This window comes from Halomonas campaniensis (assembly GCF_002211105.1).
GTDB lineage: Bacteria > Pseudomonadota > Gammaproteobacteria > Pseudomonadales > Halomonadaceae > Vreelandella > Vreelandella campaniensis_A.
Genome location: NZ_JPUA01000023.1, coordinates 1 through 24,344 on the forward strand (window position 1 = coordinate 1; position 24,344 = coordinate 24,344).

General features: G+C 54.9%; 22 protein-coding genes. 10 read left to right on the top strand and 12 right to left on the bottom strand.

All coding sequences use genetic code 11. The features are described 5' to 3' along the window. Positions 1 to 102: 102 nt before the first annotated feature. Both fadA and fadB read right to left on the bottom strand, forming a co-directional pair. The gene (gene fadA, locus JI62_RS07985) at positions 103 to 1,281 is read right to left on the bottom strand and encodes an acetyl-CoA C-acyltransferase FadA (protein WP_088699656.1); all 1,179 of its coding nucleotides are present in this window, start codon (positions 1,279 to 1,281) and stop codon (positions 103 to 105) included. A gap of 23 nt (positions 1,282 to 1,304) precedes the next feature. After that, positions 1,305 to 3,491: a fatty acid oxidation complex subunit alpha FadB gene (gene fadB / locus JI62_RS07990; RefSeq protein ID WP_088699657.1), complete on the bottom strand. Its 2,187-nt coding sequence runs from the start codon at positions 3,489 to 3,491 to the stop codon at positions 1,305 to 1,307. A gap of 234 nt (positions 3,492 to 3,725) precedes the next feature. Here fadB and JI62_RS07995 point away from each other — a divergent pair, with 234 nt between their 5' ends. Next, positions 3,726 to 4,880 carry a DUF5924 family protein gene (locus tag JI62_RS07995; protein WP_088699658.1) on the top strand — a complete coding sequence of 385 codons (1,155 nt, stop codon included), beginning with the start codon at positions 3,726 to 3,728 and terminating at the stop codon, positions 4,878 to 4,880. Between the two features lie 76 nt (positions 4,881 to 4,956). Further along, entirely contained in the window at positions 4,957 to 5,409 is a 453-nt protein-coding gene (gene slyA, locus JI62_RS08000) for a transcriptional regulator SlyA (RefSeq protein WP_022522964.1), read from the top strand. Here slyA and JI62_RS08005 read toward each other — a convergent pair. Further along, positions 5,388 to 5,954, bottom strand: a complete 567-nt coding sequence (locus JI62_RS08005; RefSeq protein WP_022522963.1) for a hypothetical protein — start codon at positions 5,952 to 5,954, stop codon at positions 5,388 to 5,390. The genes slyA and JI62_RS08005 overlap by 22 nt on opposite strands. 164 nt (positions 5,955 to 6,118) lie before the next feature. Between JI62_RS08005 and JI62_RS08010 the strand changes: the two genes are divergently transcribed. Next, entirely contained in the window at positions 6,119 to 6,571 is a 453-nt protein-coding gene (locus tag JI62_RS08010) for a universal stress protein (RefSeq protein ID WP_088699659.1), read from the top strand. Positions 6,572 to 6,633: 62 nt separating this feature from the next. On the opposite strand, the gene JI62_RS08015 is transcribed toward JI62_RS08010, so the two are convergent. Then, a complete protein-coding gene (locus JI62_RS08015; RefSeq protein ID WP_088699660.1) occupies positions 6,634 to 8,550 on the bottom strand; it encodes an ATP-binding cassette domain-containing protein in 1,917 nt (638 codons plus the stop codon). A gap of 164 nt (positions 8,551 to 8,714) precedes the next feature. Between JI62_RS08015 and JI62_RS08020 the strand changes: the two genes are divergently transcribed. Continuing rightward, positions 8,715 to 9,728 (top strand): AraC family transcriptional regulator, encoded by a 1,014-nt coding sequence (locus JI62_RS08020; protein WP_088699661.1) that lies wholly within the window; start codon positions 8,715 to 8,717, stop codon positions 9,726 to 9,728. Between the two features lie 231 nt (positions 9,729 to 9,959). On the opposite strand, the gene JI62_RS08025 is transcribed toward JI62_RS08020, so the two are convergent. Genes JI62_RS08025 through JI62_RS08045 form a run of 5 tightly spaced genes read right to left on the bottom strand, consistent with a single transcriptional unit; the run spans position 9,960 to position 16,894 of the window. Beyond that, positions 9,960 to 11,612: a fatty acid--CoA ligase gene (locus tag JI62_RS08025; RefSeq protein WP_088699662.1), complete on the bottom strand. Its 1,653-nt coding sequence runs from the start codon at positions 11,610 to 11,612 to the stop codon at positions 9,960 to 9,962. Positions 11,613 to 11,667: 55 nt separating this feature from the next. Next, positions 11,668 to 12,855, bottom strand: a complete 1,188-nt coding sequence (gene bktB / locus JI62_RS08030) for a beta-ketothiolase BktB (protein ID WP_088699663.1) — start codon at positions 12,853 to 12,855, stop codon at positions 11,668 to 11,670. A gap of 32 nt (positions 12,856 to 12,887) precedes the next feature. After that, positions 12,888 to 14,030: an acyl-CoA dehydrogenase family protein gene (locus tag JI62_RS08035; protein ID WP_088699664.1), complete on the bottom strand. Its 1,143-nt coding sequence runs from the start codon at positions 14,028 to 14,030 to the stop codon at positions 12,888 to 12,890. Positions 14,031 to 14,032: 2 nt separating this feature from the next. Continuing rightward, positions 14,033 to 15,613, bottom strand: coding sequence for a fatty acyl-CoA synthetase (locus JI62_RS08040; protein WP_088699665.1), 1,581 nt, complete (start codon positions 15,611 to 15,613; stop codon positions 14,033 to 14,035). Between the two features lie 39 nt (positions 15,614 to 15,652). Then, on the bottom strand, positions 15,653 to 16,894 hold the full coding sequence (locus JI62_RS08045; RefSeq protein ID WP_088699666.1) for an ABC transporter substrate-binding protein: 1,242 nt from the start codon (positions 16,892 to 16,894) through the stop codon (positions 15,653 to 15,655). A 204-nt stretch (positions 16,895 to 17,098) separates the two neighbouring features. Here JI62_RS08045 and JI62_RS08050 point away from each other — a divergent pair, with 204 nt between their 5' ends. Next, complete coding sequence (locus JI62_RS08050; protein WP_430750716.1) at positions 17,099 to 17,983, top strand: TatD family hydrolase; 885 nt, start codon at positions 17,099 to 17,101, stop codon at positions 17,981 to 17,983. 13 nt (positions 17,984 to 17,996) lie between these two features. Then, positions 17,997 to 18,476: a hypothetical protein gene (locus tag JI62_RS08055; RefSeq protein WP_088699668.1), complete on the top strand. Its 480-nt coding sequence runs from the start codon at positions 17,997 to 17,999 to the stop codon at positions 18,474 to 18,476. Here JI62_RS08055 and JI62_RS08060 read toward each other — a convergent pair. Continuing rightward, the gene (locus JI62_RS08060) at positions 18,473 to 19,057 is read right to left on the bottom strand and encodes an elongation factor P hydroxylase (protein ID WP_240513177.1); all 585 of its coding nucleotides are present in this window, start codon (positions 19,055 to 19,057) and stop codon (positions 18,473 to 18,475) included. The two genes, JI62_RS08055 and JI62_RS08060, sit on opposite strands and share 4 nt — an antisense overlap. Positions 19,058 to 19,193: 136 nt before the next feature. Here JI62_RS08060 and JI62_RS08065 point away from each other — a divergent pair, with 136 nt between their 5' ends. The 3 genes from JI62_RS08065 (at position 19,194) to JI62_RS08075 (ending at position 22,428) form a co-directional block, all read left to right on the top strand. Then, complete coding sequence (locus JI62_RS08065; RefSeq protein ID WP_088699670.1) at positions 19,194 to 20,612, top strand: MATE family efflux transporter; 1,419 nt, start codon at positions 19,194 to 19,196, stop codon at positions 20,610 to 20,612. Positions 20,613 to 20,614: 2 nt separating this feature from the next. After that, complete coding sequence (locus JI62_RS08070; protein ID WP_088699671.1) at positions 20,615 to 21,604, top strand: DUF3080 family protein; 990 nt, start codon at positions 20,615 to 20,617, stop codon at positions 21,602 to 21,604. A 128-nt stretch (positions 21,605 to 21,732) separates the two neighbouring features. Continuing rightward, complete coding sequence (locus JI62_RS08075) at positions 21,733 to 22,428, top strand: hypothetical protein (RefSeq protein ID WP_088699672.1); 696 nt, start codon at positions 21,733 to 21,735, stop codon at positions 22,426 to 22,428. A gap of 88 nt (positions 22,429 to 22,516) precedes the next feature. Here the strand turns inward: JI62_RS08075 and tusA are convergent, their stop codons facing one another. After that, positions 22,517 to 22,771, bottom strand: coding sequence for a sulfurtransferase TusA (gene tusA, locus JI62_RS08080; protein ID WP_088699673.1), 255 nt, complete (start codon positions 22,769 to 22,771; stop codon positions 22,517 to 22,519). Positions 22,772 to 22,800: 29 nt separating this feature from the next. Between tusA and JI62_RS08085 the strand changes: the two genes are divergently transcribed. Next, positions 22,801 to 23,088: an antibiotic biosynthesis monooxygenase family protein gene (locus tag JI62_RS08085; protein ID WP_088699674.1), complete on the top strand. Its 288-nt coding sequence runs from the start codon at positions 22,801 to 22,803 to the stop codon at positions 23,086 to 23,088. Between the two features lie 18 nt (positions 23,089 to 23,106). Here JI62_RS08085 and rlmM read toward each other — a convergent pair whose 3' ends face one another. Next, positions 23,107 to 24,177: a 23S rRNA (cytidine(2498)-2'-O)-methyltransferase RlmM gene (rlmM, locus tag JI62_RS08090; RefSeq protein WP_170938507.1), complete on the bottom strand. Its 1,071-nt coding sequence runs from the start codon at positions 24,175 to 24,177 to the stop codon at positions 23,107 to 23,109. Positions 24,178 to 24,344 lie beyond the last annotated feature (167 nt).

Consider the following 24,344-nt stretch of genomic DNA (forward strand, 5'->3'; position numbering starts at 1 on the left):
TTATGTTTCGTCATGAAAAACACCCCAATCGTTGGATGAGCGTCCAACTTTTGGGGTGCAGTTCACGCAAGGTGCCGATTTGAAGCAATAAGAGCGAAGTGGTTATTTCAACCGCTCAAATACCGTCGCAACGCCCTGCCCCATACCAATACACATGGTGGCTAAGCCGAGGGTGGTATCGCGCTGCTGCATCACGTTAAGCAGCGTGGTGCAAATACGTAAGCCAGAACAACCCAGCGGGTGCCCGAGGGCAATCGCGCCACCGTTCAGGTTAACCTTATCGTCCAAGGCATCCAGGAAACCAAGATCTTTTAGCACTGGAATCCCCTGAGCGGCGAAGGCTTCATTAAGCTCAACAGTTTGAATATCCGCCGCGGAAAGGCCTGCAATTTTCAGCGCTTTCTTAGATGCAGGTACCGGACCATAGCCCATGATCGACGCATCACAACCCGCGACACCGGTAGAGAGCACCTTCGCAATAGGCTCTAGGCCAAGCGCTTGAGCGCGCTCGTAGCTCATCACGGCCATTGCCGAGGCACCCACGGAAAGCGCCGAGGAAGTACCCGCCGTAACCGTACCGTTGCGCGGATCAAATACCGGCTTCAGATTCGCCATGGACTCCAGGGTGGAGTCGCCACGAATAACTTCGTCCCGCGTCACCATCACTCTGAAACCGCGCTGGTCGTGGCCTTCGACGCCGATAATTTCGTTATCGAAGTAGCCCTTCTCCATCGCCGCCTGGGCGCGCTGGTGAGAGCGAACGCCGAACTTATCCTGCTCTTCCCGGGAAACGCCGTGCATTTTGCCCAGCAGTTCCGCGGTTAGGCCCATCATCATCGCTGCTTTGGCTGCGTATTTGCTGGCCGCCGGGTTAACGTCAACGCCGTGGGCCATGGGTACGTGCTCCATGTGCTCAACACCGCCGATGATAAAGAAGTCGCCCATCCCCGCTTTGATATTGGCGGCGGCGATATGCAGCGCCGTCATCGAAGAGCCACACAAGCGGTTAACGGTTTGCGCAGGCACCGAGCGAGGAATACCGGTCATGATCGCCGCGTTACGAGCAATATTCATCGACTGCTCAAGCGTCTGGTTCACACAGCCCCAGATCACATCATCCACTTCAGAAGGGTCTAGATTAGGATTGCGGGTAAATAGCGCCTGCATTGCCGCCGCAGAGAGGTTCTCTGCGCGAACGTTACGAAAAGCGCCATTTTTAGCTTTCGCCATGGCGGTACGAACACCGTCTACCACCACAATGTCTCTCGGATTCAAACTCATCTTATATCTCCTGTGCGTGGTGGTTAGGCCTGGGTGGCAGAGTTGTCACTGGAATAGAATTGCTCGTTGTTCTGAGCCATCTGACGCAGCTTGTCGGTGGGCGCATACAGTGCCCCCAACTCGTCGGCTAGCCCTTCCGCCAGCTTGACGAACTCTGCAACGCCCATGGCGTCGATGTAGCGCAATGCACCACCACGGAACGGCGGGAAACCGATACCATAGATCAACGCCATATCGGCTTCGGCTGGCGTTGCCACAATGCCATCTTCCAGGCAGCGCACGGTTTCCAAGCAGAGCGGTACCATCATGCGAGCGATAATATCCTCATCGGAAAACTCTTTATGCTCTTTCACCACCTCTTTAACTAAAGCGTAAGCCGCTTCGTCAGTGACTTTCTTCGGCTTACCCTTCTTGTCTTCTTCGTAGGCGTAAAAGCCCTTGTCGTTCTTCTGGCCTAAACGGTCGTTGTCGTACATGACCTGAATAGCGGTTTTACCGTCGCGGGCCATCCGATCTGGGAAGCCTTCCGCCATGACTTCATTGGCGTGAACGGCGGTATCCAGACCGACCACATCCAGCAGGTAGGCCGGGCCCATGGGCCAGCCAAACTTCTCCATCACTTTATCAACGTGCTGGAAGTCAGCGCCTTGCTCGACTAAGAAGCTGAAGCCGCCAAAGTAGGGGAACAGCACGCGGTTGACCAAGAAGCCGGGGCAATCATTGACCACAATCGGTGTTTTACCCATTGCCCGGGCGTAGGCCACGGTGGCGGCAACGGCGGCATCCGAAGTCTTCTCACCACGGATGACTTCTACCAGAGGCATGCGGTGTACGGGGTTGAAGAAGTGCATACCGCAGAAATTTTCCGGCCGCTTGAGGTTTTGCGCCAAGCGGTTGATAGAAATCGTCGATGTGTTCGAGGTGAGAATGGTATTTTCGCCCACCATCCCTTCCACTTCGGTCAGTACGGCGTCTTTGACTTTGGGGTTTTCTACCACCGCTTCGACAACGAGATCGACGTTGCCAAAATCACCGTAGGAGAGCGTTGGACGAATATTCGTCAGCTTCTCCGCCATCTGCTCGGTGGTCAGCTTTTTGCGCTCTACCTGCTTGGCAAATAGCTTCCGGGCTTCTTTCAGGCCCAGCTCAATGGCGTCATCCTTGATATCTTTCATCAGAATCGGCGTGCCTTTAGAGGCACTCTGATAAGCGATACCACCACCCATGATACCCGCACCCAGCACGGCCGTTTGCTTCACCGGCTGCGCCTGCTTCTCATATTTGCTGGCTTTTTTCTTGACCACTTGGTCGTTCAAGAACAGACCCACCAAGTTGAACGCCACGCTGCTGAGTGCCAGCTTGGCGAAAGCTTTGGCTTCAATCGCCTGGGCACGGCCACGCTCTTCGCCAGCGCCTTTCTGAATCACTTTGATCGCTTCTACCGGCGCCGGATAATGAGGCCCCGCTTTACCGGCGACATAGCCTTTAGCCGTTTCAAACGCCATCATCTGTTCAATCGGGTTGAGCTTAAGCGGGCTGGTCTTTTCAGCACGACGGGCCTGGTAATCCAGCTCACCGGCATTCGCACGGTCAAGAATATCCAGTGCGGCCTCTTCCAACTGTTCAGCCGTCACCACCGCATCGACGGCACCCACTTTTAGCGCGGCATCGGCACGGTTTTCGGTACCACCGGCAATCCACTCAATGGCATTATCGGCGCCGATAATGCGCGGTAGACGCACGCAGCCACCCCAACCAGGCAGGATACCGAGCTTGGTTTCGGGCAAGCCGATCTTGGCTTTGTCGCCCATCACGCGAAAATCGGTGGTTAGCAGTACTTCGCAGCCACCACCCAGCGCCAGACCATTGATCGCTGTTACGGTAGGGAACGGCAGATCTTCAATAGCGTTAAAAATATCGTGAACCTTGAGATTCATCTCCTCAAGGTAGGCTTCGCCTTTATCAAATAGAGTGTGAAACTCGGTGATATCGGCGCCCACGATAAACACATCTTTCCCGCTCGCAATAAGTAAACCTTTTAAGCTATTTTCAGCTTGAATGGCTTTTACTGCTTCGCTCAGCTCTGCGACCACCGCGCTGGAAAGCTTGTTGACGGACTCATCTTTCAGATCGAAAGTGAGCATTGCGATATTATTGCCACTCGGGGTGTCACGACGTGTCACCGTAATGGCATTGCCTTGATAGATCATCCGCGCTCTCTCCACATTTTCGGGCTGGCTCTGAAAAGAGAACCCGCCACGTTTCTCATACGGCTTCCACACGACTTTCATACGGTCGTTTGATTACCTTAGCTTGGTTGAGTTGCCTGATAACGTCAAGCCCAGACTTTTGGCTAATTTACCCATCTAGTGAGACCAGCACTCCCCTGTATCCGTTCATGCTGCTAGGATCACGCTTCTTTTAATTTTGTAGGTTACCTTGTTATGGGCACACTGCTCACGCCATCGCGCATTGAGGCCGTTCAGCGGCGTATTGAAAGCATTGTCGAACGGATAAAACCGTGGAGCTGGATGTGGCCACCCATGGCGTTCGCTGCCGGTTTAGGTAGTTTCTTTCTGGTGGATCGCCAGCAGTGGCTCGGCGCAGCGCTGGCGCTGGGATTACTGTTTGCCTGGACACTTCTGCTCTCTGAAGGTTTGATCAGTCGCTGGCTCTCTCGGCGGGGCCACCCTACACCACCCCGTGGCGTGACCACCTTTATCGCCCAGATGATTCACCAGGAGACGCTTTTCTTCACGCTGCCGTTCATTTTAGTCACTACCGTATGGAATAGCGGGCAAACGCTATTTGCGCTACTGGTGGGCGGCATGGCGCTTCTATCAATTATCGATCCACTCTACTTCAAAGTTGCCGAGCGATGGCGGAGTGTCTACTTCATCTTCCACGCCCAGTGCGTTTTTCTTGTTCTACTGGTGACGCTGCCCATCATGGTACACCTCACTACGGGCCAGAGTTTGCTGCTGGCCCTGGGGATCACCATTCTGGTGGCTCTGCCCAGTTTTTGGCACTTGCTGAAGCAGCGTTCCCTCAAACGCTGGTGCGCTTTTTTTGTGTTGACCCTACTGCTCGCCTATGGCGCGTGGCTTGGACGCATTTGGGTGCCGCCCGCCAGCCTATGGATGACCAGCAGCGCGCTGTCTCCCGGCTTTGATATCGAGCAGCGCCTGCCCCAAGGCTCAATGGCGTTAACGCCGCAAGCCATCAGCGAAAATGGCCTTTATGTTTACACCGCTATTCGGGCACCGCGTGGATTAAGTGAAACTATTACCCATGCCTGGCATCACAATGGTGTGCCAATGGATGTCGTCGAGCTTAATATCGATGGCGGACGCGAGCAGGGTTACCGCGCATGGAGCCACAAACAAAACTTTCCCGAAGACCCTACCGGCGATTGGCGCATTGATATCATGACAGGTACTGGCCAGCGCTTGGGATTAATACGTTTTGAGGTCTCAGACGATGCTCAGGAAGCCACGCTGGCAGATGGAGAGATACGCGCCAGTGGTCTAAGTGGATTAAACTTACGGCGGTTCGTGCCGGGTCGACCTAACGATGAAGAGGCGCGACCGGAAGATTGAAGGGTCAAGCGCCTTGCATTCAGCGGCGTAGCTTATGACAATTCGACTACTCACATTTATTGGCAGCTAGTTACCTATGGCTTCAACGATTGGATTTCGCATCGCACGCTTGCCTCACTTATGGCGCTCCATCTTGGATCGCCGCTTGGCGCCCTTGGGATTAACCCAAACACGCTGGGTGACGCTGTATCACCTGTGGCGTCTTGGCGAAGGCCATCCACAGTGCGATCTCGCCCGTGCGATTGGCGTTGAGGCGCCCTCTCTTGTGCGCACTCTGGGCCAGCTCGAAGAACAAGGCTTAGTGGAGCGCCGAGCCTGCGACAACGACCGTCGCAGCAAGCGGATTTATCTTACCCCTGCCGCGATGCCGCTGCTGGAACAGATCGACAGCGTTGCGCAACAAGCGCGCAAAGAGATGTTCGCTGGCTTAAGCGAAGAGAACCTCGAACAACTCAACGAATGGTTGGCGGTGATTGAATCCAACGGCTTAGCGATACAAGCACGGGATCAGGATAGCCCAGTATCTTGATCACTTACTTTAGAAGACGACTTCTCAGTGCCCTTTAACGGCTGGCTGAAAGGCTGGTCGGCACGACCACGCAGCGCCTCCCGCAGTTGCTGAAATTCAGGTAGGTAGGTCGCGAATCGCTCCGCGGTTTGCGACTCCCACCACCAAAGCGTCAATGCATAAGGGGTCGACTGCACCACCAAGGCGTCTTGCGGTAAGCGTTCAAGCAGTGTTTTTAACGCTGCTGTGGCGGCATCAGGTAAAGGCCGCAAAGGGGCTATCCGCCAGCGCCAGCCAGCATGAAATGGCGTTAAGGCTTCACTGGCATTGCTGTCTCTTACCAATAGAAAATCAGGCCCCGGCCCTTCCTGGGGATAGTGCCAGCGATAAGCCGGCATGGTACCTCTAAAATGGTGTAGCGGCGGCTTTTCCAGTTTAATGCTGACGCCCTGTTTAGCGATTTGAGTGCGCAGCGCCTGCTGGCGTTTTTGACGCGGGCTAGGCTTTAGCCACATCACCGGCGCAATGACAAACAGCATAATAAACACGATAATCAACCATTCCATCTCTACATTTCCTCCCACATAAGCCACACTATATAAACTATTCTAAAAACCATGACTCAGGTCGCTGTTTTGACTCAAGTCATTGTTAAAACAGGACACGCCATCTAAAGTAACGGTCATTGAACAAAGAACCTCTTTGTTACCTACTGCCAAGGAGATACGCCATGAGCTATCACCACATTTTAGTTGCCGTTGACTTAACCAAAGACTCCCACAAGATTCTGGAACGTGCCGTTGCGATCGCTGAACGCAACGACCAAGCCAAAATCTCCATTATGCATACCCTGGAACCGCTTGGGTTCGCCTACGGTGGCGATATTCCCATGGACTTGACCAGCATCCAGGATCAATTGGATGAACACGCCAAAAAACGCTTAGCCGAAATTGCCGCCCCACATATTGCCGAGGCTGACCAGCACGTCGTGGTGGGTATGCCCGACACCGAAATCCACCGTTTTGCTGAAGAACACGGTGTAGATTTGATCGTGGTGGGCTCCCACGGCCGCCACGGCTTCGCCCTTCTGCTCGGCTCAACCTCTACCGGCGTACTTCACGGCGCCCAATGCGATGTCCTCGCGGTACGCGTGGGTAAAAAAGGCGAAAAAAGCGACGAATAATCTACTGCGTTGTATCGCTTACAAAAAAGGCGCCCATACGGCGCCTTTTAACGTTCTAAAGCTTATTCGCCAGCAGCCATCGCTTCCAGCTCCATCCAGCGTTCCATCGCAACTTCTAACGCTTTCTGCACTTTTTCAAGTGTTTGCAGCTTAGCCGTGACGGCGTCAGCGTCCTGCTGATAAAACGCAGGGTCTCCGATTTCGCTCTCCAGCGCCTCTACCTGCCCCTCAAGGCGTTCGATTTCAGCGGGCAGTGCATCTAACTCACGCTGCAGATTATACGAGAGTTTGACGCTTTTCTTGGCCGTTGCGGCAGGTGCTTCAGCCACTTTTTTGGGCGCTTCCGAAGTGGGCTCGGTACGCTGACGTGCGGCCCCTTCCCAAGGCGCTGGCGGTAGCTTGCCACCCTGGCGAATCCAGTCGGTATAGCCACCTACATATTCACGCACAACGCCATCGCCCTCAAAGGCGAGCATGCTGGTTACCACGTTATCCATAAAGGTTCGATCGTGTGAGACCAGTAGCAGCGTGCCGTCGAAATCGAGCAGCAGCTCTTCGAGCAGCTCCAGGGTTTCCATGTCGAGGTCGTTGGTCGGCTCATCGAGCACCAGCACGTTAGCTGGCTGGGTGAACAGCTTGGCCAACAGCAGGCGGTTGGACTCACCACCGGAGAGCGCTTTCACCGGCTGGCGTACCCGCTCGGGGGTGAATAGAAAGTCCTGCAGGTAGCTCATCACGTGGCGATCTTTACCGCCCACGCTAACGCGGTCGCTACCTTGAGCAACGTTGTCATAGACCGTTTTTTCTAGCTCAAGCCCGGCGCGCAGCTGGTCGAAATAGGCCACTTTCAAGTTGGTGCCCATCTGTACCTTGCCTTCACTGGGTTCCAACTCACCCAGCAGGATTTTCAGCAGAGTTGTCTTGCCCGCGCCGTTGCGCCCCAGGAAGCCGATACGGTCACCGCGCAGTACCTCAAGGTTAATATCGCGCAGTATCACCTCATCGCCAAACCGCTGGGTGACGCCTTGCAGCTCCACAACGCGCTTGCCGGTACGCTCACCGCGATCCACCGTCAGGTTGGCATTGCCCTGGCGCTCGCGGCGCTGGCTACGCTCGTTACGCATTGCCTCGAGCGCTCGAACCCGGCCTTCGTTGCGGGTACGCCGTGCTTTAACGCCCTGACGAATCCAGGCTTCTTCCTGGGCAAGTTTTTTATCGAACTCGGCGTTCTCCCGGGCTTCCACTTCAAGCTCATGCTGCTTGCGGGCCTGGTACTCTTCGTACTTGCCGGGATAGCGGCCTAGCTGGCCGCGATCCAGCTCCAGAATATTGGTCGCCAGTTTGGAAAGAAACGCCCTATCGTGGGTAATCAGCAGCACCGCGCCGTTAAACGCCAGCAGTTGCTCTTCCAGCCAGGCAATGGTGTCTAAGTCCAAGTGGTTGGTGGGCTCATCGAGCAGCAGTAGATCGGGCTCGGCGACCAGGGCACGCGCCAGCGCCACCCGGCGCCGCCAGCCACCGGAGAGGGAGCTCATCTCAGCCGCTGGGGGCAGGCCCAAGCGGGTCAGCACGGTGTCGATACGCTGGTGGAAAGACCAGCCATCAATGGCTTCCAGACGCGTTTGCAGGGTCGCCATGCGATCCATATCAGGTTCGGGATCATTGATAAGATGATCGTACTCGGAGAGTAGCTCCCCAGCTTCCGGCAGACCTTGGGCGACCATATCGAAAATGGTCAGGCCGGATGACTCAGGCAGTTCCTGAGCCAACACGCCGATTTTGAGGCCAGGTGCCCGCCAGATTGAGCCGTCATCGGGGAGGATATCCCCCGCTACCAGCTTCAGCAGAGTGGACTTGCCGGTGCCGTTGCGCCCGACCAGCGCCAGCCGTTCGCCTTTTTCAACCGTCAGGTCGGCGCGATTGAGTAGTACATGGTTGCCGTAGGCGAGTTGCAGCTGTTCGAGTCGTAACAGGGTCACGCGGTGTCCTCCTAAATCGTGAGGCGCACAGTGTAACGCATGAGCGGCCCAGGAGGGGGAACCATATAGAGGTGAATCGTAGAGCGGAAATCACCAGCGTGATACCGTTTTGCCAGCAACGACAATATCTCAACCAAAAAACGACTTTTAAAGGCGGGCTGAACGTGACGGTGACCGTCTCGATGCATTTTGTGAATGAGCTTTTTAAAGGCTTACCCAACAGCTCAACATCGCCCACACGCTACCTGGAACGGGCGGGTATTTCGCCCTTTTTACTTTCGGCCCCCCATGGCCGCGTCACGGTTGAGCAGTTTGCCGAACTGTATCGCGGGCTGGTGAACGAACTGGACGACGAAACGCCCGGCTTTTTTTCCCGCCCATTGCGGGGAGGCACCCTGAAGCTGCTGTGTTTAAGCATGCTGGATGCGCCCAATTTGCAGGTGGCACTGCACCGCTATACGCAGTTTTTCCGTATTCTTCTCGATGATTTTGGCTATGTGTTTACGCTTGAAGGAGACTTCGCTCGCATGGCGCTAGTAGAGCATGCGCCCTTATTGGGCAGCCGCACTCTGATTCATGAGCTGATGCTCAAGCTGTTCCACGGCATCGCGTCGTGGATGATTGCGCGTAAAATACCGCCCATTTTGATGGAGTGCGCTTACCCTCAGCCGCCATACAGCGCTGATTATCTCTATTTTTACCCAGGCACGGTGCGCTTTGAGCAGCCGCAAACCGCAATTTATATAGACCGCGACTTCCTTGATCACCCTATTCGGCAGACCAAGAAACACCTGGGCGCTTTTCTAAAGCGCGCCCCGGCAGACTGGTTCTATGTGTCGTTTGCAGATCGCCTGCTCACCCACCGGGTGCGCGAACACCTCGCACGCCACCTGACCACTTCCGGCACAGTGCATAGCGTCGCTGATGCGTTGCATATGTCCCCACGTACACTGGCGCGGCATCTCAAAAGGGAGGGCACTCACTTTCAAGCGGTCAAGGATGAGTACCGCCGCGATGTAGCGATTCAGGCTCTTACCTGCAGTGAGAAGCCGCTGATCAGCATCGCGGAGGCGTTGAGCTTCGAGGATCTAGCCTGCTTTAGCCGGGCTTTCAAAACCTGGACAGGCAACTCCCCCGCCGCGTATCGCAAAGCACGCACGGCGGGAAATGCTCTCTGATCGTGCAAAGCTATAGCAGTTACCTGAATGAAGGCATCAGTGCCGCGGGCAGGTTTCCGCGAGGGCGCTGTGAATCCATCCGTGGACGCTACTTTTTCCATCTAACCGCCATGGATGGCGGAAATGCCGAAATTGTTGGGAACATATTTCGGCCATGGAAAAAGACCCTCGCTCCAACCTGCCCTCGTACCCTGTGGATGAGCAGTTGTGAAGGAGTAATCCTAAGAGTATCTAAATTTCGCTGCGAATACGTTTTTTATCCAGCTTGCCCACGCTGGTTTTGGGGATAACATCCACAAAGCGAATCATACTGGGGATTGCCCAACGGTTGAGTTTGCCCTCAGTGACAAACTGCTCTAAAAACGCCTGCACGGTTTCCGTGGTAGGTGGGTTGTTTAAATCCACTGGGACGGCTAAAGCAGCAGGACGCTCCCCCCATTTATCGTCCGCCACCCCAATCACCGCCACTTCGGCAATCCCTGGGCACTGGCTGATATAGCTCTCCAGCTCTAACGACGAGAGCCATTCGCCGCCGGTTTTAATCACATCCTTGATGCGGTCGCTAATGGTCAGAAAGCCCCGCTCATCAAGGGAGCCCACATCCCCGGTATGCAGCCAGCCGTTGCGCCATAGCTCCGCACTGCGTTTCTCCTCTTTGTAGTAGGCCTGGGTCAGCCAGGGTGCCTGAACACGCACTTCGCCAACGCTTTTACCATCATTGGGTAGCGGCTCGCCGTCCGCATCGACCACTTGAAGTTTAACCAATGGTATCGGCAGGCCCGCTTTACAGCGCCAGGGTAGCTGGGTCTCAAAATCAGCATCGCCTATATCCCGCGGCAGAATATCGGCTGTAAGTAGCGGGCAGGTTTCCGACATTCCATAAGCACTACGGGTATCGATCCCTAATGCCCATGCCTTGCTTGCCAGCGACTGTGTTAACGCACTGCCACCAACCAATACTTTCCAACCGGCGAGATCGACCTGTTTTGAGGCAATCGCCTCGGCGCTGACTACCATATTGAGCAGGGTGGGAACGCAGTGGGAGAAGTCGACCTTCTCGCTAACCAGCAGCTTGACCAGCATTTCCGGCTCGTAGCGGCCAGGGTAGACCTGGGTAGCCCCCATCAACGTGGCGGTATACGGCACTCCCCAGGCGTGAACATGAAACATGGGGGTAATGGGCATATAAACCTTGTCGCGGTTGAGCAGCTCAAAACCGGGCGCCTGGAAAGCGCTAGACTCGTTCAAGGTATGCAGCACCAACTGGCGGTGGGTGAAGAAAACCCCTTTGGGGTTACCCGTGGTGCCGGTGGTGTAAAACAGTGTGGCGACGGCGTTTTCATCAAAGGTGGGAAAATCGTAGTGAGTGGGCTGCTGGCTTAATAGCGCTTCAAACTCGCCCACCAGCTGCAACGTGGTATCGATTGTTTGCGGAGCCTCCTGACACAGCAGGTAGCCACGTACTTGTGGCAGCTTATCGGCCAGCGGCTCAAGCAGTGGCAAAAACTCTTCGTGTACGATGACGAAAGCGTCTTCGGCGTGATCCATGGTATAGAGGATTTGATCCGGGGCCAGCCGCACGTTCACCGTGTGAAGTACCGCACCAATCATTGGAATGGCGAAGAAGCACTCCAAGTAGCGGTGGCTATCCCAATCCAGTACTGCTACCACGTCACCGGCTTGTACGCCCTGTGACGTCAGCGCATGGGCCAGTTGATGCACTCTCTCACGAAAGCGCTCATAGCTGTGACGGCTCTGATCCCGATAGACAATCTGATTGTCGCCTGCCATACGCACACCAGCCTCCAGCAGGTCACCAATCATTAAAGCAGGGTTTGTCGCAGAGGCCGTGGCGGGTAAAATTTTCGGGGTTACTGAAGGCATATAAACTCCTTTAACTTTGTTCTTATAGCACTGTTCTTGTAGCAACCGATTCGGATCAGCCGCGCTCGATAAGCAGGGCGATGCCCTGCCCTCCACCAATACACAGCGTTATCAAGCCGTAGCGACCGTTAATACGTTCCAATTCGTGTAGCGCTTTGAGAATCAGAATAGCCCCTGTGGCCCCCACCGGATGCCCCAAGGCAACCGCGCCGCCGTTAGGGTTTAGTTTCTCTAACGGAAAACCTAGCGTGTCGGCCACCGCCAGAGCTTGGGCAGCAAAGGCTTCATTGGATTCAATCACATCAATATCGTTAATGCTTAGCCCCGCCTGTTGGAGGCAGCGTTGCACCGCAGGAATCGGGCCAAGGCCCATCAGCGCTGGCTCAACGCCTGCTGTTGTGGCAACACGAAGATGCGCCCTGGGCGTTAAGCCACGCTGTGTGGCTTCATCGGTATGGGCCAGCACTAACGTGGCTGCGCCATCGTTGATACCCGAGGCATTTCCTGCGGTAACCATGCCGTCTTTTTGGAAGGCAGGCTTGAGCCGCGCCAAATCGCTAAGTTGGACGCCATCGCGCACATGCTCATCGCGAGAGAACTGAATCGTTTGCTTACCTCGGCTGACTTCCACCGCTACGATTTGATCGTCAAAGCGTCCCTCAGCAATCGCCCGCGCCGCCTTTTGATGGCTTTCAAAGGCAAACTGATCCAACTGCTCACGGCTTAGGCCATACTGTTTCGCGATGTTCTCGGCGGTGCAGCCCATATGGCCGCTACCAAAGGGGTCGCTCAAAATACCCAGGGTTAAATCCTCAACGTTTACATCACCCATACGTACGCCGTTGCGCGCCTGGGGCGGCAGCAGATAGGCACCACGCGACATCGATTCCGCGCCGCCTGCCAGCGCTAAACGGCTGTCGCCCAGAGCAATCTGCTGGGCGGCGGACACTACCGCCTGTACACCTGAACCACATAGCCGATTGACGTTGAAGGCCCCTGCATCTTTCGGCGCACCTGCTTCAAGGGCAATATGGCGCGCCAGATAGGCGTCCTGAGGGCCAGTGGTAATAATGTGACCGTATACCGAGTGATCGATATCTCCGCCCTTAACGCCTGCCCGCCGCAACGCCTCTTTGGCGGTTATCGCCCCCAGCTCAAACGGCGCCTTGGTTGAGAGCGACCCGCCAAAACTCCCTATAGCGGTTCGTGCACCACCTAAAATCACTACATCATCCAACCGCATGGCTCTCTCCTGTGTTCAAACGCATCGTCTTGCTAAGCCACTTTGCCCAGCAGCGAGCGGGCGACAACTTCTTTCATGATCTCCGAGCTGCCGGCATAAATCGTTTGTACTCGGGCATCCAGATAAAAACGTGAAATGGGATACTCGTGGGTGTAGCCGTAACCGCCAAATAGCTGCAGGCAACGATCCACCGCCTGACACTGCAGCTCACTGAGCTGCAGTTTTAAAATCGCCGCATCCGTGCTGCTCATGGTGCCCTGGCGGTACTTTTCGACGCAGTGCTCAAAGTAGGCGCGGGCCACGTCCAGCTGGGCTTTGATCTCCGCCAGGGTAAAGCGGGTATTTTGAAAATCCGCCACCCGCTGTCCAAACGCCTGGCGCTGTTGTACGTACTCCAACGTCAGCGCCAGTGCTCCCTCCACGGCGCCCAGCGCCTGTGCCCCTACGCCCAGGCGTTCACGGGGCAGTTCCTGCATTAGGTAGCGGAACCCGGCGCCCTCCTCCCCCAGCAGCGCCTCATGGGGCAAATGCATTTGATCAAAGGCCAGCTCGGCGGTGTCGCTGGCGTGCTGGCCAATCTTTTTAATCGGCTTACCCCGTGAAAAGCCGGGTAAGCGGGTGTCGACCAAAAACAGTGACACGCCCTTTGACCCGGCGGAAGGGTCGGTTTTGGCACATACGATCACCAGGTCGGCAAACTGACCGTTGGTGATAAAGATTTTGCTACCGCTTAACTCCCAGCCATCGCTAGTGCGCTTCGCCCTAGTTCTCATTGACGCAAGATCACTACCCGCATGGGGTTCGGTCATGGCGATGGCCCCAAGCGCATCACCACGGGCCATGGCAGGTAGCCAACGCTCACATTGCGCCGCTGTCCCCAGGTTCTGCAGGTAGGGCATAACGATATTGGCGTGGATATTATAGGCGCTGGCAAGACCACCAAACCCCTGGCGGGAGAGCTCTTCCAGCGCCAGCTGGGTGATGGCGATATCAGCCCCTGAACCACCGTACTGTTCGTCAAGGTCAATGCCGAGCAGCCCCGCCGCTCCCAATGCATGCCACAGTGAGCGCGGCATTTCACCCGCTGCCTCCCACTCATCGTAGTACGGGGCAACCTCCTGTCTTAGGCAGCGTTGGATCATGGCGTGAAACAGGTCGGTCGTTTGCGCGTCCATGCTTACCCCTTAAGGTCTTGACGTAGGTGGCGTTTAAGGATTTTGCCTGCGGTACTTTTGGGCAGCGCATCGGAAAAAAGGATGCGCTTAGGCACTTTATAAGGTGCCATCAGCGTTTTTGCGTGATGGATCAGCTCCTCCTCGCTTGCCTCTTGGCCCTCTTTCAATACAACTACCGCCGTGATGGCTTCGATCCACTTCTCGTCGGGCTGACCGATCACCGCCACTTCGGAGACCGCCGGATGCTTGAATAGCCCTTCCTCTACTTCACGGCTAGCCACCAGCACGCCGCCGGTATTGATCACGTCCTTGATACGGTCAACAACGTACAAATAGCCCGCTTCATCGAAGTAGCCCACGTCCCCGGAGTGGAACCAACCGCCCTGGAAGGCTTCTTCAGTCATCGCCGGCTTATCCCAGTACCCGTTCATGAGCTGCGGCGATCGGTGGACGATTTCACCATGCTCGCCGGGCGGCACATCGTTCATCTCAAGATCGACGATGCGGGTTTCCACCGTCAAAATGGGCCGCCCGGCTGAAGCGGGCCGCTCGGCGTGCTCTTCAGGTCGAAGCACGGTCGCCAAGGGCGCTATTTCGCTCTGCCCATAACAGTTATAGAGCCCGACGCCCGGTATACGCTGCTGAAGCTCTTCCAGTACCGGCACCGGCATAATCGAGGCACCGTAATAGGCTTTATTTAGAGCGCTTAAATCAAAGCGATCAAATTCAGCGTGGCGCAGCAGGCTGATCCAGACCGTGGGCGGGGCAAAAAATGACGCGATCTGGTGATCAGCTATGGCGCTTAAACACAGCTCGGGAAGCGGCGCCTCTAGCAAATAGACGGGCGCACCGAGCAACAGTGCTGGCATGAGAAAGACGTGCATTTGTGCTGAGTGGTAGAGCGGCAGCGCGGCGAGCATGGCGTCGCTGCCTTTAATATCCAGCTCAACCATACAAGCCATATATTCGGCCATCAGTGCCTGATGGGTCATCATCGCGGCCTTAGGCGCGGCGGTGGTGCCCGAGGTATAGAGCAATTGAGCAAGGCTGGCACCGTCGACCGTCACATTGGGCTCTTCGCTACTCTTTTCACTATTGGGCGCTTCACTACTGGATCCTGAAACTGCATGAGCGAGTACATCAAAGCTTTTCGCATCTCGCCCCTGATCCGCATGCAGGGTGCCCATCATGGTTAGATCCAAGCCTTCGGTCGCGGCACTTACTTTGTCGGCGAGGCTGATATCGCTGAGCAGGCCAGTTGCTCCCGACTGGTCAAGAATATAGCGCAGCTCATCGCTGCTTAAAGCGAAATTGATCGGCACATGCACCAACCCCGCTTTAGCAGCGGCAAGCCAGGCGATGACATAGGCATCAGAGTTTTTGCCATACACCGCCAGCCGATCACCTGGCGTAAGCCCGGCTGCCAGCAGGCCATTGGCTACGCGGTTGGCTGCCTGGTTGAGCGTTTGATAGCGCCATTGGCGCTCGCCAAATACCAGCGCCAGCTGGTGAGAATATTTTCGAGCGCTGCGGTTTAGAGCAGCCCCGATACTGTTTTGCTGAATAACCGACGTTTCCGGCATGCCAAATCCTCTGAGTTGTTGTAGTGAGTTGGCAAAGACTTAACTGTTTACCAGCGGGCAGACACTCTCTGAAAGCGGACGGAAGGCCTCTTCTGCAGGAATGGTGCGAATAACATGAAAGAGATCATCCTCATCCTGCGACTCTTCAGGTGTTTTCACTTCTACTAAATACATATCGTGAACCATGCGGCCATCCTCACGGATGTAGCCATCGGTGGCGAAGATGTCGTTGATGGGGGTATCGGCCATTTGCTGACGGACGGTTTGGGTGTCATCGGTGCCGGTAGCTTCAATCGCTTCAAGGTAGTGGCGAGTACTGGAATAGAGACCCGCGTGTACCATGGTAGGCATGCTGCCGGTACGCTCACGGAAACGCTCCGCCCAGGCTCGAGTTTCTTCGTTTAAATCGTAGTACCACGCTTTGGTAAACTGCAGACCCTGCGCGTTCTCCAAGCCAATGCTGCGTATATCAGTACTAAACAGCACCATGCCCGCCAGAATCTGCCCTGCCTGGGTAATGCCGAATTCCCCTGCTGTCTGCACCGCGTTAATCGTATCGCCGCCAGCGTTATTCAGCGCAATGACATCAGCGCCGGACGCCTGGGCCTGGAGCATAAAAGAGGAGAAGTCACTGCTGGGGAAAGGGTGGCGAGCGCTGCCCACGATGGTGCCGCCATTTTCAGTCACTACGCGTGTGACGTCGGCTTCCAGTGCATGGCCAAAGGAGTAGTCAGCGCTTAACAAAAACCAATTTTTGTGGCCCTCATCGGTAATTGCCTTTGCCGTTCCGTTGGACATCGCCCAGGTGTCATAAACCCAGTGAATATGATTGGGCGAACAGTGCTCATTGGTAATGCTTGAAGAGACAGCGCCATTGACCAGTCCAAGTTTATCCGCCTCTTCCAGCAGGCTCACCGCCGCCAGAGTGACAGAAGATGCCACCAGCCCGGTGACCATATCGACGTTGCGCTCATCGATCCACTCACGCACGACGCTTGAGCCTACATCGGGGCTATTACGGTCATCGGCGCTAAACACCACAATATTGGCCCCATTGACGCTGCCGCCCATATCTTCAATCGCCATATTGATAGCGTCTTCACCCAATGGGCCAATGGGGTCGCGATAAACGCCGGACATATCGGCTAAATAGCCAATGCGGATTTCGTTATCAGAGATACCCTCATCAGCAAAAGTAGTGGGCGCATAGCTGGCCATCAGAATGGCAGCGGCGAGAGTGGAAGTAGCAAAGCTGTGAGATAAACGAAGAGATACTGGCATTATTATGTTGCTCTCTTTTGTTGTTATTAAAGGGTGTTATTGAATCAATCGCAGCGACGTAGCACGCCATAGCTTGCGTTCATCTTAGGCGCTAATAAGCGCTAGCTGTTTACCTATCGAGCCAGTTTTTTTGCAATTCATGCCATTTCCTTGCGCTCACATTCTTAAATACACCATTAGTCGATGCTCGCGCATGCCGTTACAATGGTGACTTTGCAGATTGAACGGGAGAGACCTTTGGCTATTGCGGATGCCGATGATTTTTTACCCGAAGCACTACAGTTTCGGCCTAGCGCCCCTTTGGTGGATATCGGCGCTAACTTGACCCATGAAAGCTTCGGTCGTGATCTTGAGGCAGTTATCCAGCGTGCCCGGGCCGCGCAGGTAACCACCATGATCGTCACCGGCACCGACCTGACCCACGCCGAGCAAGCGGTTGCGCTGGCTAAGCAGTATCCTGGCCTCTACGCCACAGCGGGAGTGCATCCCCACGACGCCAGTCGCTGGGATAAGAACCTCGAGCGCGACATGGCGGCCCTGCATGCCATGCCGGAAGTCGTCGCCGTAGGCGAGTGCGGCTTGGATTTTAATCGCAACTTCTCAACGCCCCAGGAGCAGGAGCGAGCCTTTGAAGCACAGCTGGCACTGGCAGTAGAAAGCGGCTTGCCTCTGTTTTTGCACGAGCGGGATGCGGGCCAGCGTATGCGCGAAATCCTGCATGTGTGGCGAGACGACATCAGCCACGCGGTAGTGCACTGTTTTACCGCTGACCGCGATACGCTGTTTGGTTATCTCGACCTAGACTTGCATATAGGCCTGACCGGTTGGATTTGCGACGAGCGGCGCGGTCATCATTTGCGCCCTCTGGTAAGCGATATACCGCTGGAGCTATTAATGGTGGAAACCGACTGCCCTTATCTGTTGCCCCGCAACCTACCGGCGAAGTTAAAGGGGCGAAGACACGAACCGGCTTTATTGCCGTGGATTGTCCGCGAGATCGCCCAGTGGCAAGGTATTAGCGAAGCTGAGCTAGGCGCGGCAACCACACAGACAGCCCAGCGTTTTTTCCGTCTTCCTACGGAATCTTAACAGGAGTATTAGCGTGGTCGATTATCCAGGGTTTATAGCCATTGAAACGGGCGAAGACGATGGGCTCCCGCTAGCCATTGCTTGGTCGCTACCCGATGGCCGGGTGAAGCAGACATTGATTCAGCCGGACGATAGCTGGATCAAAGAAGATACCAACGCAATGGGCGCCTATAGCATGGAAGAGCTGGAGAGCCTGGGCGTTAGCCCGCTAGAGGTGATTCGCGAGCTTGAGAATGATCACTTCTCCGCCACGCTCTATACCAGCGACAACGGCGACGACGAAGCGGCACTGGCGCGATTGTTTGACACCTATGGGCTAGACCCTTTCGTGGAGCTGGCCCCGGCGTCGGTGCTCTACCCTTCCATTACCCCAGGCGAATGGCACCGCCAGCGTCGCGAAACGTTTAGCGAGCTTGGGCTGGAGCCAATGCGACCCGAACATGAGCTTGAGGTTATGCTATCGATGCATCAGCGCCCGACCGAGGAGGATTAAGCCGACAGCGCTTTATCCCTTTCATCCAAGGTGGCATGAGCCTGTGCCACGGCTTCCGCTAACGTCGCCTGGTCAGAGTAGTAGCCTCTAAGCGCCACCTGAAAGGCGTTGGCGCGAGCTGGCAAGCCCTTTTCCAAATAGCGTTGGGCGCGGGCCTCTACTCGCGCCGCAAAAGCCGCTATATCCACCTCGATATCGCCGCCTAAATTATCCACGCTGACATGGAACACCCGACCACAGGCACGGGTAAAAATAGACTCCAGCGCCTGTGGGGCTATTTCAGCCTGCTCGAATGCCCTCTGCTGTTCGGCATTACGGCCATCTGGGCAATACCAGTAGCCGTAATCCTCCAACTGGCGTCGCTTTTCACCGGCAATACACCAATGACTGATTTCGTGCAGCGCACTGGCATAGTAGCCCCGCGCAAAGATAACCTGATGATAAGGGGTTTCACTGTTAGCGGGCCGATAGAGAGGCTCGTCCCCGCCCCGAACCAATCGGGTTTGATAGCGCTCAGCAAAAATCCCGTCAAAAAGCGCGGTAATATCGGCTAGCGTCCATCGATCCTGCGTGTCACTCACATTGACCTCGTTTGTCATTGGTTTTGAGACATTATACCTGCACAGTTAACACAAGCTAACGGCTAGCCCCAAAGGCAGTCGCTCCTGCTAATATAGCGGCCTTTCATAGCAAATTTTACCCATTAGGAGTCAACAAGTGGGCGGCTTTACTCAAAACGTTAGATCAGTGTACTGGCCAGAAACCCGAGCCTTAATCTTTTTGGCACTGCCTATTTGTGGTGCCCAGCTGGCTCAGGCGGGGATGAGCGTTGTCGATGTGATGATGACCGGCCGACATAATGCCACGTCCCTTGCCGCCGTATCGGTGGGTTCGAGTCTATGGATGCCGCTCATGCTCTTTATGACCGGCACTTTGATGGGGCTGACGCCCATAGTGGCTCATTTGCTAGGCGGGCAGCGCAATACGGCTATTCGCCCGGCCGTTCACCAGGCGCTGTGGGTCGCGCTATTGCTAGGCGCCGTGGCTGCAGTGCTGCTCTGGTCGGCCGTTATGCCGATATTTATATTAATGAAGGTGCCTCCAGAGGTGGCAAAGGAGTCTGCTGACTACCTTTCAGCCGTCGCTTTTGGCATGCCAGGGATCGCCCTTTTTCAGGCGCTTAGAGCGTTTTCCGATGGCATGAATCATACCCGGCCGGCGCTATGGATCAGTCTGGTCGGGCTTATGGTCAACATTCCTACCAACTACCTCTTGATCTATGGCGGCGATGGCTTGGTTGATCTATTTGGCCCCTGGGTTCCCACTAGTTTGCAACAGTTACCTGCCTTGGGCGCTTTTGGCTGTGGCATTGCGACGGCACTCTCCATGTGGACGATGGCGCTGGCGATGGCCTACTACACGCGCAGAGGAAGTACTTATAAAAGCGTTGCGATTTGGCACAAACTGACACCGCCCCAATGGCTAGGTATACGTGAATTAGTGGTGGTGGGCGTTCCCATCGGCGTGGCCATTTTTGTTGAAGTAACCCTGTTCACGCTGATTGCACTCTTCATTGCCAGCTTTGGTGAGGTCACGGTGGGTGCCCACCAAATAGCGCTAAGTTTCACCTCCATTCTGTTTATGCTGCCCCTGTCGCTTAGTATGGCGCTGACCGTAAGAGTCGGTAACACCCTCGGTCAGCAACGCTTGGCACACGCCCGTAAAGTCGCCTGGAATGGTATTGTTATTAGTGTCATCGTTGCGGCTATTAACAGCGTCCTGCTGTGGGTAAGTGCCGTACCGGTGATTGCACTTTACACCTCCAATAGTGAGATACAGGCGCTAGCGCTCTCGATCATTGCCTTGGCCGTTATTTTCCAACTCTCCGACTCGTTACAGGTCAATTTAGCAGGCGCCTTACGCGGCTATAAAGATACTCGCATTGTGATGGTGATAACGGTGCTCTCGTACTGGATCGTAGGGCTCGGCGGCGGCCACTGGCTGGGCTCCCGTGGTGTGGGTGACATGATTGCTCCACTTGGAGTGCATGGCTACTGGATTGGCTTGATCGCGGGCCTAAGCACTGCGGCCCTACTACTTGGCTGGCGCTTACAGCGAATTAGCATTCGGGGGTGAAAATGGATCGGTGGAGAAACCATTCTCTCGCAATCATCTCAAGCGCACTCCTGGCTGGCTGTGGCGACAATCCCACTGAGCAGCGGTGGCAGAGCTATCATCAACAGCTTGCCAATGACCTTGCCGTGACGGACATCAAACGAACTGATCCCGGTAATATTGGTGAGTTCCCTGAGCGCCCTGATCGGGTTATAGCGATCCCTGAGACTCGGGATAGCCTACTGAATGTATACGCTTTGCGTGAATGCCAAATAACCTCCCTGGTTGCTGCACGCAATAACCAGCTAGGCCGAGTCGCGCCGCCCAGCCAACAGTGGTTATATGAGCGCGCCCTCTGGCAACGGCTCAGCACCTGCTTGAATAGCGAGGTTCCCGATCAGTTAAGCGATGAGGATCGTACCCGCCTAGAGCAATTAACAGTCACTAAAACAGGCCAACTGCCGGCGGTAAGCTGGAACGCTATTTTTGATTCCAGCGAGTGGGTGAAGAGCTTCTCACGAGCAAGCCAACCTTTCTCTAACGTCGATGAAACCGCTATTAAGCAGCAGCTTGACGCCATCGATTATTTACAGCAAATGACCGACCACCAGTTTGACCACAATTGGGTGCAGGACTCTTCAACCCTTGAAAACCATTTAAAAACCCTGCAAGAGCGCCCCCTAACCGCCGAAGTGTTGCGCGCCCTGCTACTCGCCACTCAACGCTTAACAGAAGCAAGCGCGTTGTTAGCTCGGCACAGCGATACCACTCGCTGCCTGACTTATTGGGAGTCGCAGCCGCTTGAGCGTTTAGCAAACACAGCCAGGCAGTGGCTAACAGCGATCAATCGCTTAATCGATGCGCAGCAGGTAGACAAGCCAAAGGCGGTTCAACGCTATCAAGCACGTTGGCTTTCGCTGACAAATAGCCAAGCGCCCTGGCGCCAGTTCCAGCAAGCACTTCTGGAGCACCAAGCGCTACGAGCACAGTTTTCACCTTGTTCACACAATTAAAAAGCGTAGAACCCTTAACCTTATGAGCAACTTGTGCTATTGGTGAGTAATGAAGCAAGATGAATAACGACGCACACCAAACATCTGCTTCACCAACGTGATGACCACGCAGCACAAGGAGGGACACAATGGGCGCATCCCTGTCACCCCGCTCTGCCCAGGTCATCGACCTGGAAACTGTGCGCCAGCGTCAGCAGGCGCAAAAGTGCCTAGTCCGTTTAGCTCCTGAGCTAGATGGTTTAGAGATGGTGTACCAACTCGCTGCGAGTCCAGATGCCTACTATGGCTTGCCTATTCTGGCCTGGGGATTAAAAGAGGACGGTAGCGTCATCGGCTTGGTGCCGTGGATGGAAACCCTGGCAGCCTGCCAAGATTTGAATAGCCAAGAGAATGGCTACTTCATAGGTTATCGTGATCCTGAAACGGAAGAAATTTTTGACACACCACCTGATCACAAATACCACGAGCTCGTCGCGGCGGCTGAATACTTTGATTATGAGGCTTCTGGCGAAGTCACCCTCATTCAGCAAATCCCCGACACTCTGGGCACCCATGCACTGTGCATGAATCATCCCAACTCGCCCTGGCATATGAAACCCGTTTACGGCTGGCGCCTTTACAGCGACGGCAGTCTGGACGCATTGCTTGCCGACGAGAACAAAGCCGCAATGACGCCGATTTTGTTAGGGGATACGTGTTTGTACAGCGCCCACGCCCGCCATCAAACCGTCTACTTTTTCCAGCGCCATATTGCCAACCGTATACTGGAAGAAGATCCAGCTACGCTTGATGCGCTAGCCATGATGGTTGTGGCAAGTGATTAACCGAGCGCCTTAATGCCGCTTTTTGAGCGAGGCCAACATCAATGGGGTGATGCGAGCCTCGCATGGGCGGGTCGGCTATTACAAAGGGCTACGCTAAACGTATAAAGTAGAAGTAGTTACTCTCAGAGGAGGTATCCTGTTCAAGCAGTTCGTGTCCTAAAAATTGACAAAACTTGGGCACGTCTCGTGTGGTGGCTGGGTCAGTGGCAATCACTTTGAGCACTTGGCCTGAGGCCATTTCGCGCACTTTGTTATGCATAAGCATAATCGGCTCTGGGCAATAGAGCCCGGTGGTGTCCAATACTGCGTCAAAGCTGGGTAACGTACCCGTATTATCAGCCATTAATATCCTCGATGTAGGAAACAGTAAGTATGATTAAAGTTATCATCGAACGGCGAATCATGCCCGGTCTTGAAGAAGAGTTTGAGCAAGCAGCGCGGGAGGCAATGCGCGTTTCCCTTGGCGTAAGGGGCTTCATAGGCGGTGAAACACTGGTAGAACTGGGTCACACCGATCGTCGACTGATGATTACCAAATGGCGTGATATCCGCGCCTGGAAAGAGTGGCACTCAAGCGAAGCACGGACGATGGCCATGCAGCGTATTTTACCGCTGTTAACCGAAGATGAAACTATCCGGATTTATGAGCCTGGCTATTAAACAGGCATTGCTGACCCATTAATCTCTTAACCTCACGTGCACCGTTACCTCTTCCCGATCATGGTAGAGGTGACGGCATGATACGCTCGCATGCACACCCGCCTTTTCCAGCGACTCTTCCAACGCCGTTAGACAACGCGTTACCTCATCCCAGCGCTTTTTCATGGGCAACTTAAGGTTGAAGATCGCCTCTTTGCACCATTTACGAATCAGCCATCGCTCCACCATGGCTAGCACTCTCACTGGTTTATCAACAATATCGCACACCAGCCAGTCTAGACGCTGTGGTGGCTCCCAGGTAAAGCCATCCTCTTTGAGATGATCAATCTGCCCAGTCTTCATCAACTGTGATTCCATGGGGCCATTATCAATGGCGTACACGTACATGCCGCGCTGAACCAACTGCCACGTCCAACCTCCTGGGGCGGCCCCTAAGTCAGCTGCTTGCATATGCGGTGCTAGCCGCACATCCCACTCATCCCTAGGAATAAACTCGTGCCACGCCTCTTCCAACTTCAGCGTTGAGCGGCTAGGCGCACGGGAGGGAAAGCGCAGCCGACGAATACCATTAATCAAATCGCTACGGTTGCCTGGGAAGCTCATCGCCAACTGCACTTGATCACCGTCAGTCCAGAAAATATGCAGGCGTCGTGCGCCCGCGCTGCGCCTTAACGCACCACGTTTTTTCAGCATACTTTCCAGCGGCTTGGTAAGCGCCTTAATCAGTCCGGCCAGCGCTTTGCCATCGTTGGTATCCGGTGTTTCATGCCAAATCTCTTCAAAGCTCCAGCGGCTGGCTTTTACCTGCTCCAAGATAGCGGTAAGACGGTCGTCACGTGAAAGAGTGAGCGCAGGCAATGCCGCTAAGCTCTGGCGCGCAAAGATCAGCTTTTTAAACGCTGCTTGGCGGTGTAAATCATTCACTGCTTCCCCATCGACACGCGTTAAGCTTACCCATCCTTCTCCATGAGATGGCTCACAGGCAATACCCTGTAATGCTGCATGATGCAGCAGTTCTGCCAACGCATCACTTTCAAACCCAGGACGGCAGTAAACCAACCATGACGTAGGTACCGTTTCACTCACCACTTCACCTCGATTCCGCCCATCACAAACGGTGTGGGCTACCTAATTAATTGGGGCGCATCATAGCATTTATCCAGCGCTATTTATTTTCTTCCACACAAACAAAAAAACCCAGCCGGATGGCTGGGTTCTTCGTTAAATAAGTGCCTGACGATGACCTACTCTCGCAT

What these genes read in the sequence shown, in the direction of transcription:
- fadB (WP_088699657.1), bottom strand. Translation starts at nt 3,491, where the DNA reads ATGATCTATCAAGGCAATGCCATTACGGTGACACGTCGTGACACCCCG.
- tusA (WP_088699673.1), bottom strand. Translation starts at nt 22,771, where the DNA reads ATGGCTGATAATACGGGTACGTTACCCAGCTTTGACGCAGTATTGGAC.
- JI62_RS07995 (WP_088699658.1), top strand. Translation starts at nt 3,726, where the DNA reads ATGGGCACACTGCTCACGCCATCGCGCATTGAGGCCGTTCAGCGGCGT.
- JI62_RS08005 (WP_022522963.1), bottom strand. Translation starts at nt 5,954, where the DNA reads ATGGAATGGTTGATTATCGTGTTTATTATGCTGTTTGTCATTGCGCCG.
- JI62_RS08025 (WP_088699662.1), bottom strand. Translation starts at nt 11,612, where the DNA reads ATGCCTTCAGTAACCCCGAAAATTTTACCCGCCACGGCCTCTGCGACA.
- bktB (WP_088699663.1), bottom strand. Translation starts at nt 12,855, where the DNA reads ATGCGGTTGGATGATGTAGTGATTTTAGGTGGTGCACGAACCGCTATA.
- JI62_RS08045 (WP_088699666.1), bottom strand. Translation starts at nt 16,894, where the DNA reads ATGCCAGTATCTCTTCGTTTATCTCACAGCTTTGCTACTTCCACTCTC.
- slyA (WP_022522964.1), top strand. Translation starts at nt 4,957, where the DNA reads ATGGCTTCAACGATTGGATTTCGCATCGCACGCTTGCCTCACTTATGG.
- JI62_RS08035 (WP_088699664.1), bottom strand. Translation starts at nt 14,030, where the DNA reads ATGGACGCGCAAACGACCGACCTGTTTCACGCCATGATCCAACGCTGC.
- fadA (WP_088699656.1), bottom strand. Translation starts at nt 1,281, where the DNA reads ATGAGTTTGAATCCGAGAGACATTGTGGTGGTAGACGGTGTTCGTACC.
- JI62_RS08070 (WP_088699671.1), top strand. Translation starts at nt 20,615, where the DNA reads ATGGATCGGTGGAGAAACCATTCTCTCGCAATCATCTCAAGCGCACTC.
- JI62_RS08050 (WP_430750716.1), top strand. Translation starts at nt 17,099, where the DNA reads ATGGTGACTTTGCAGATTGAACGGGAGAGACCTTTGGCTATTGCGGAT.
- JI62_RS08010 (WP_088699659.1), top strand. Translation starts at nt 6,119, where the DNA reads ATGAGCTATCACCACATTTTAGTTGCCGTTGACTTAACCAAAGACTCC.
- JI62_RS08040 (WP_088699665.1), bottom strand. Translation starts at nt 15,613, where the DNA reads ATGCCGGAAACGTCGGTTATTCAGCAAAACAGTATCGGGGCTGCTCTA.
- JI62_RS08075 (WP_088699672.1), top strand. Translation starts at nt 21,733, where the DNA reads ATGGGCGCATCCCTGTCACCCCGCTCTGCCCAGGTCATCGACCTGGAA.
- JI62_RS08085 (WP_088699674.1), top strand. Translation starts at nt 22,801, where the DNA reads ATGATTAAAGTTATCATCGAACGGCGAATCATGCCCGGTCTTGAAGAA.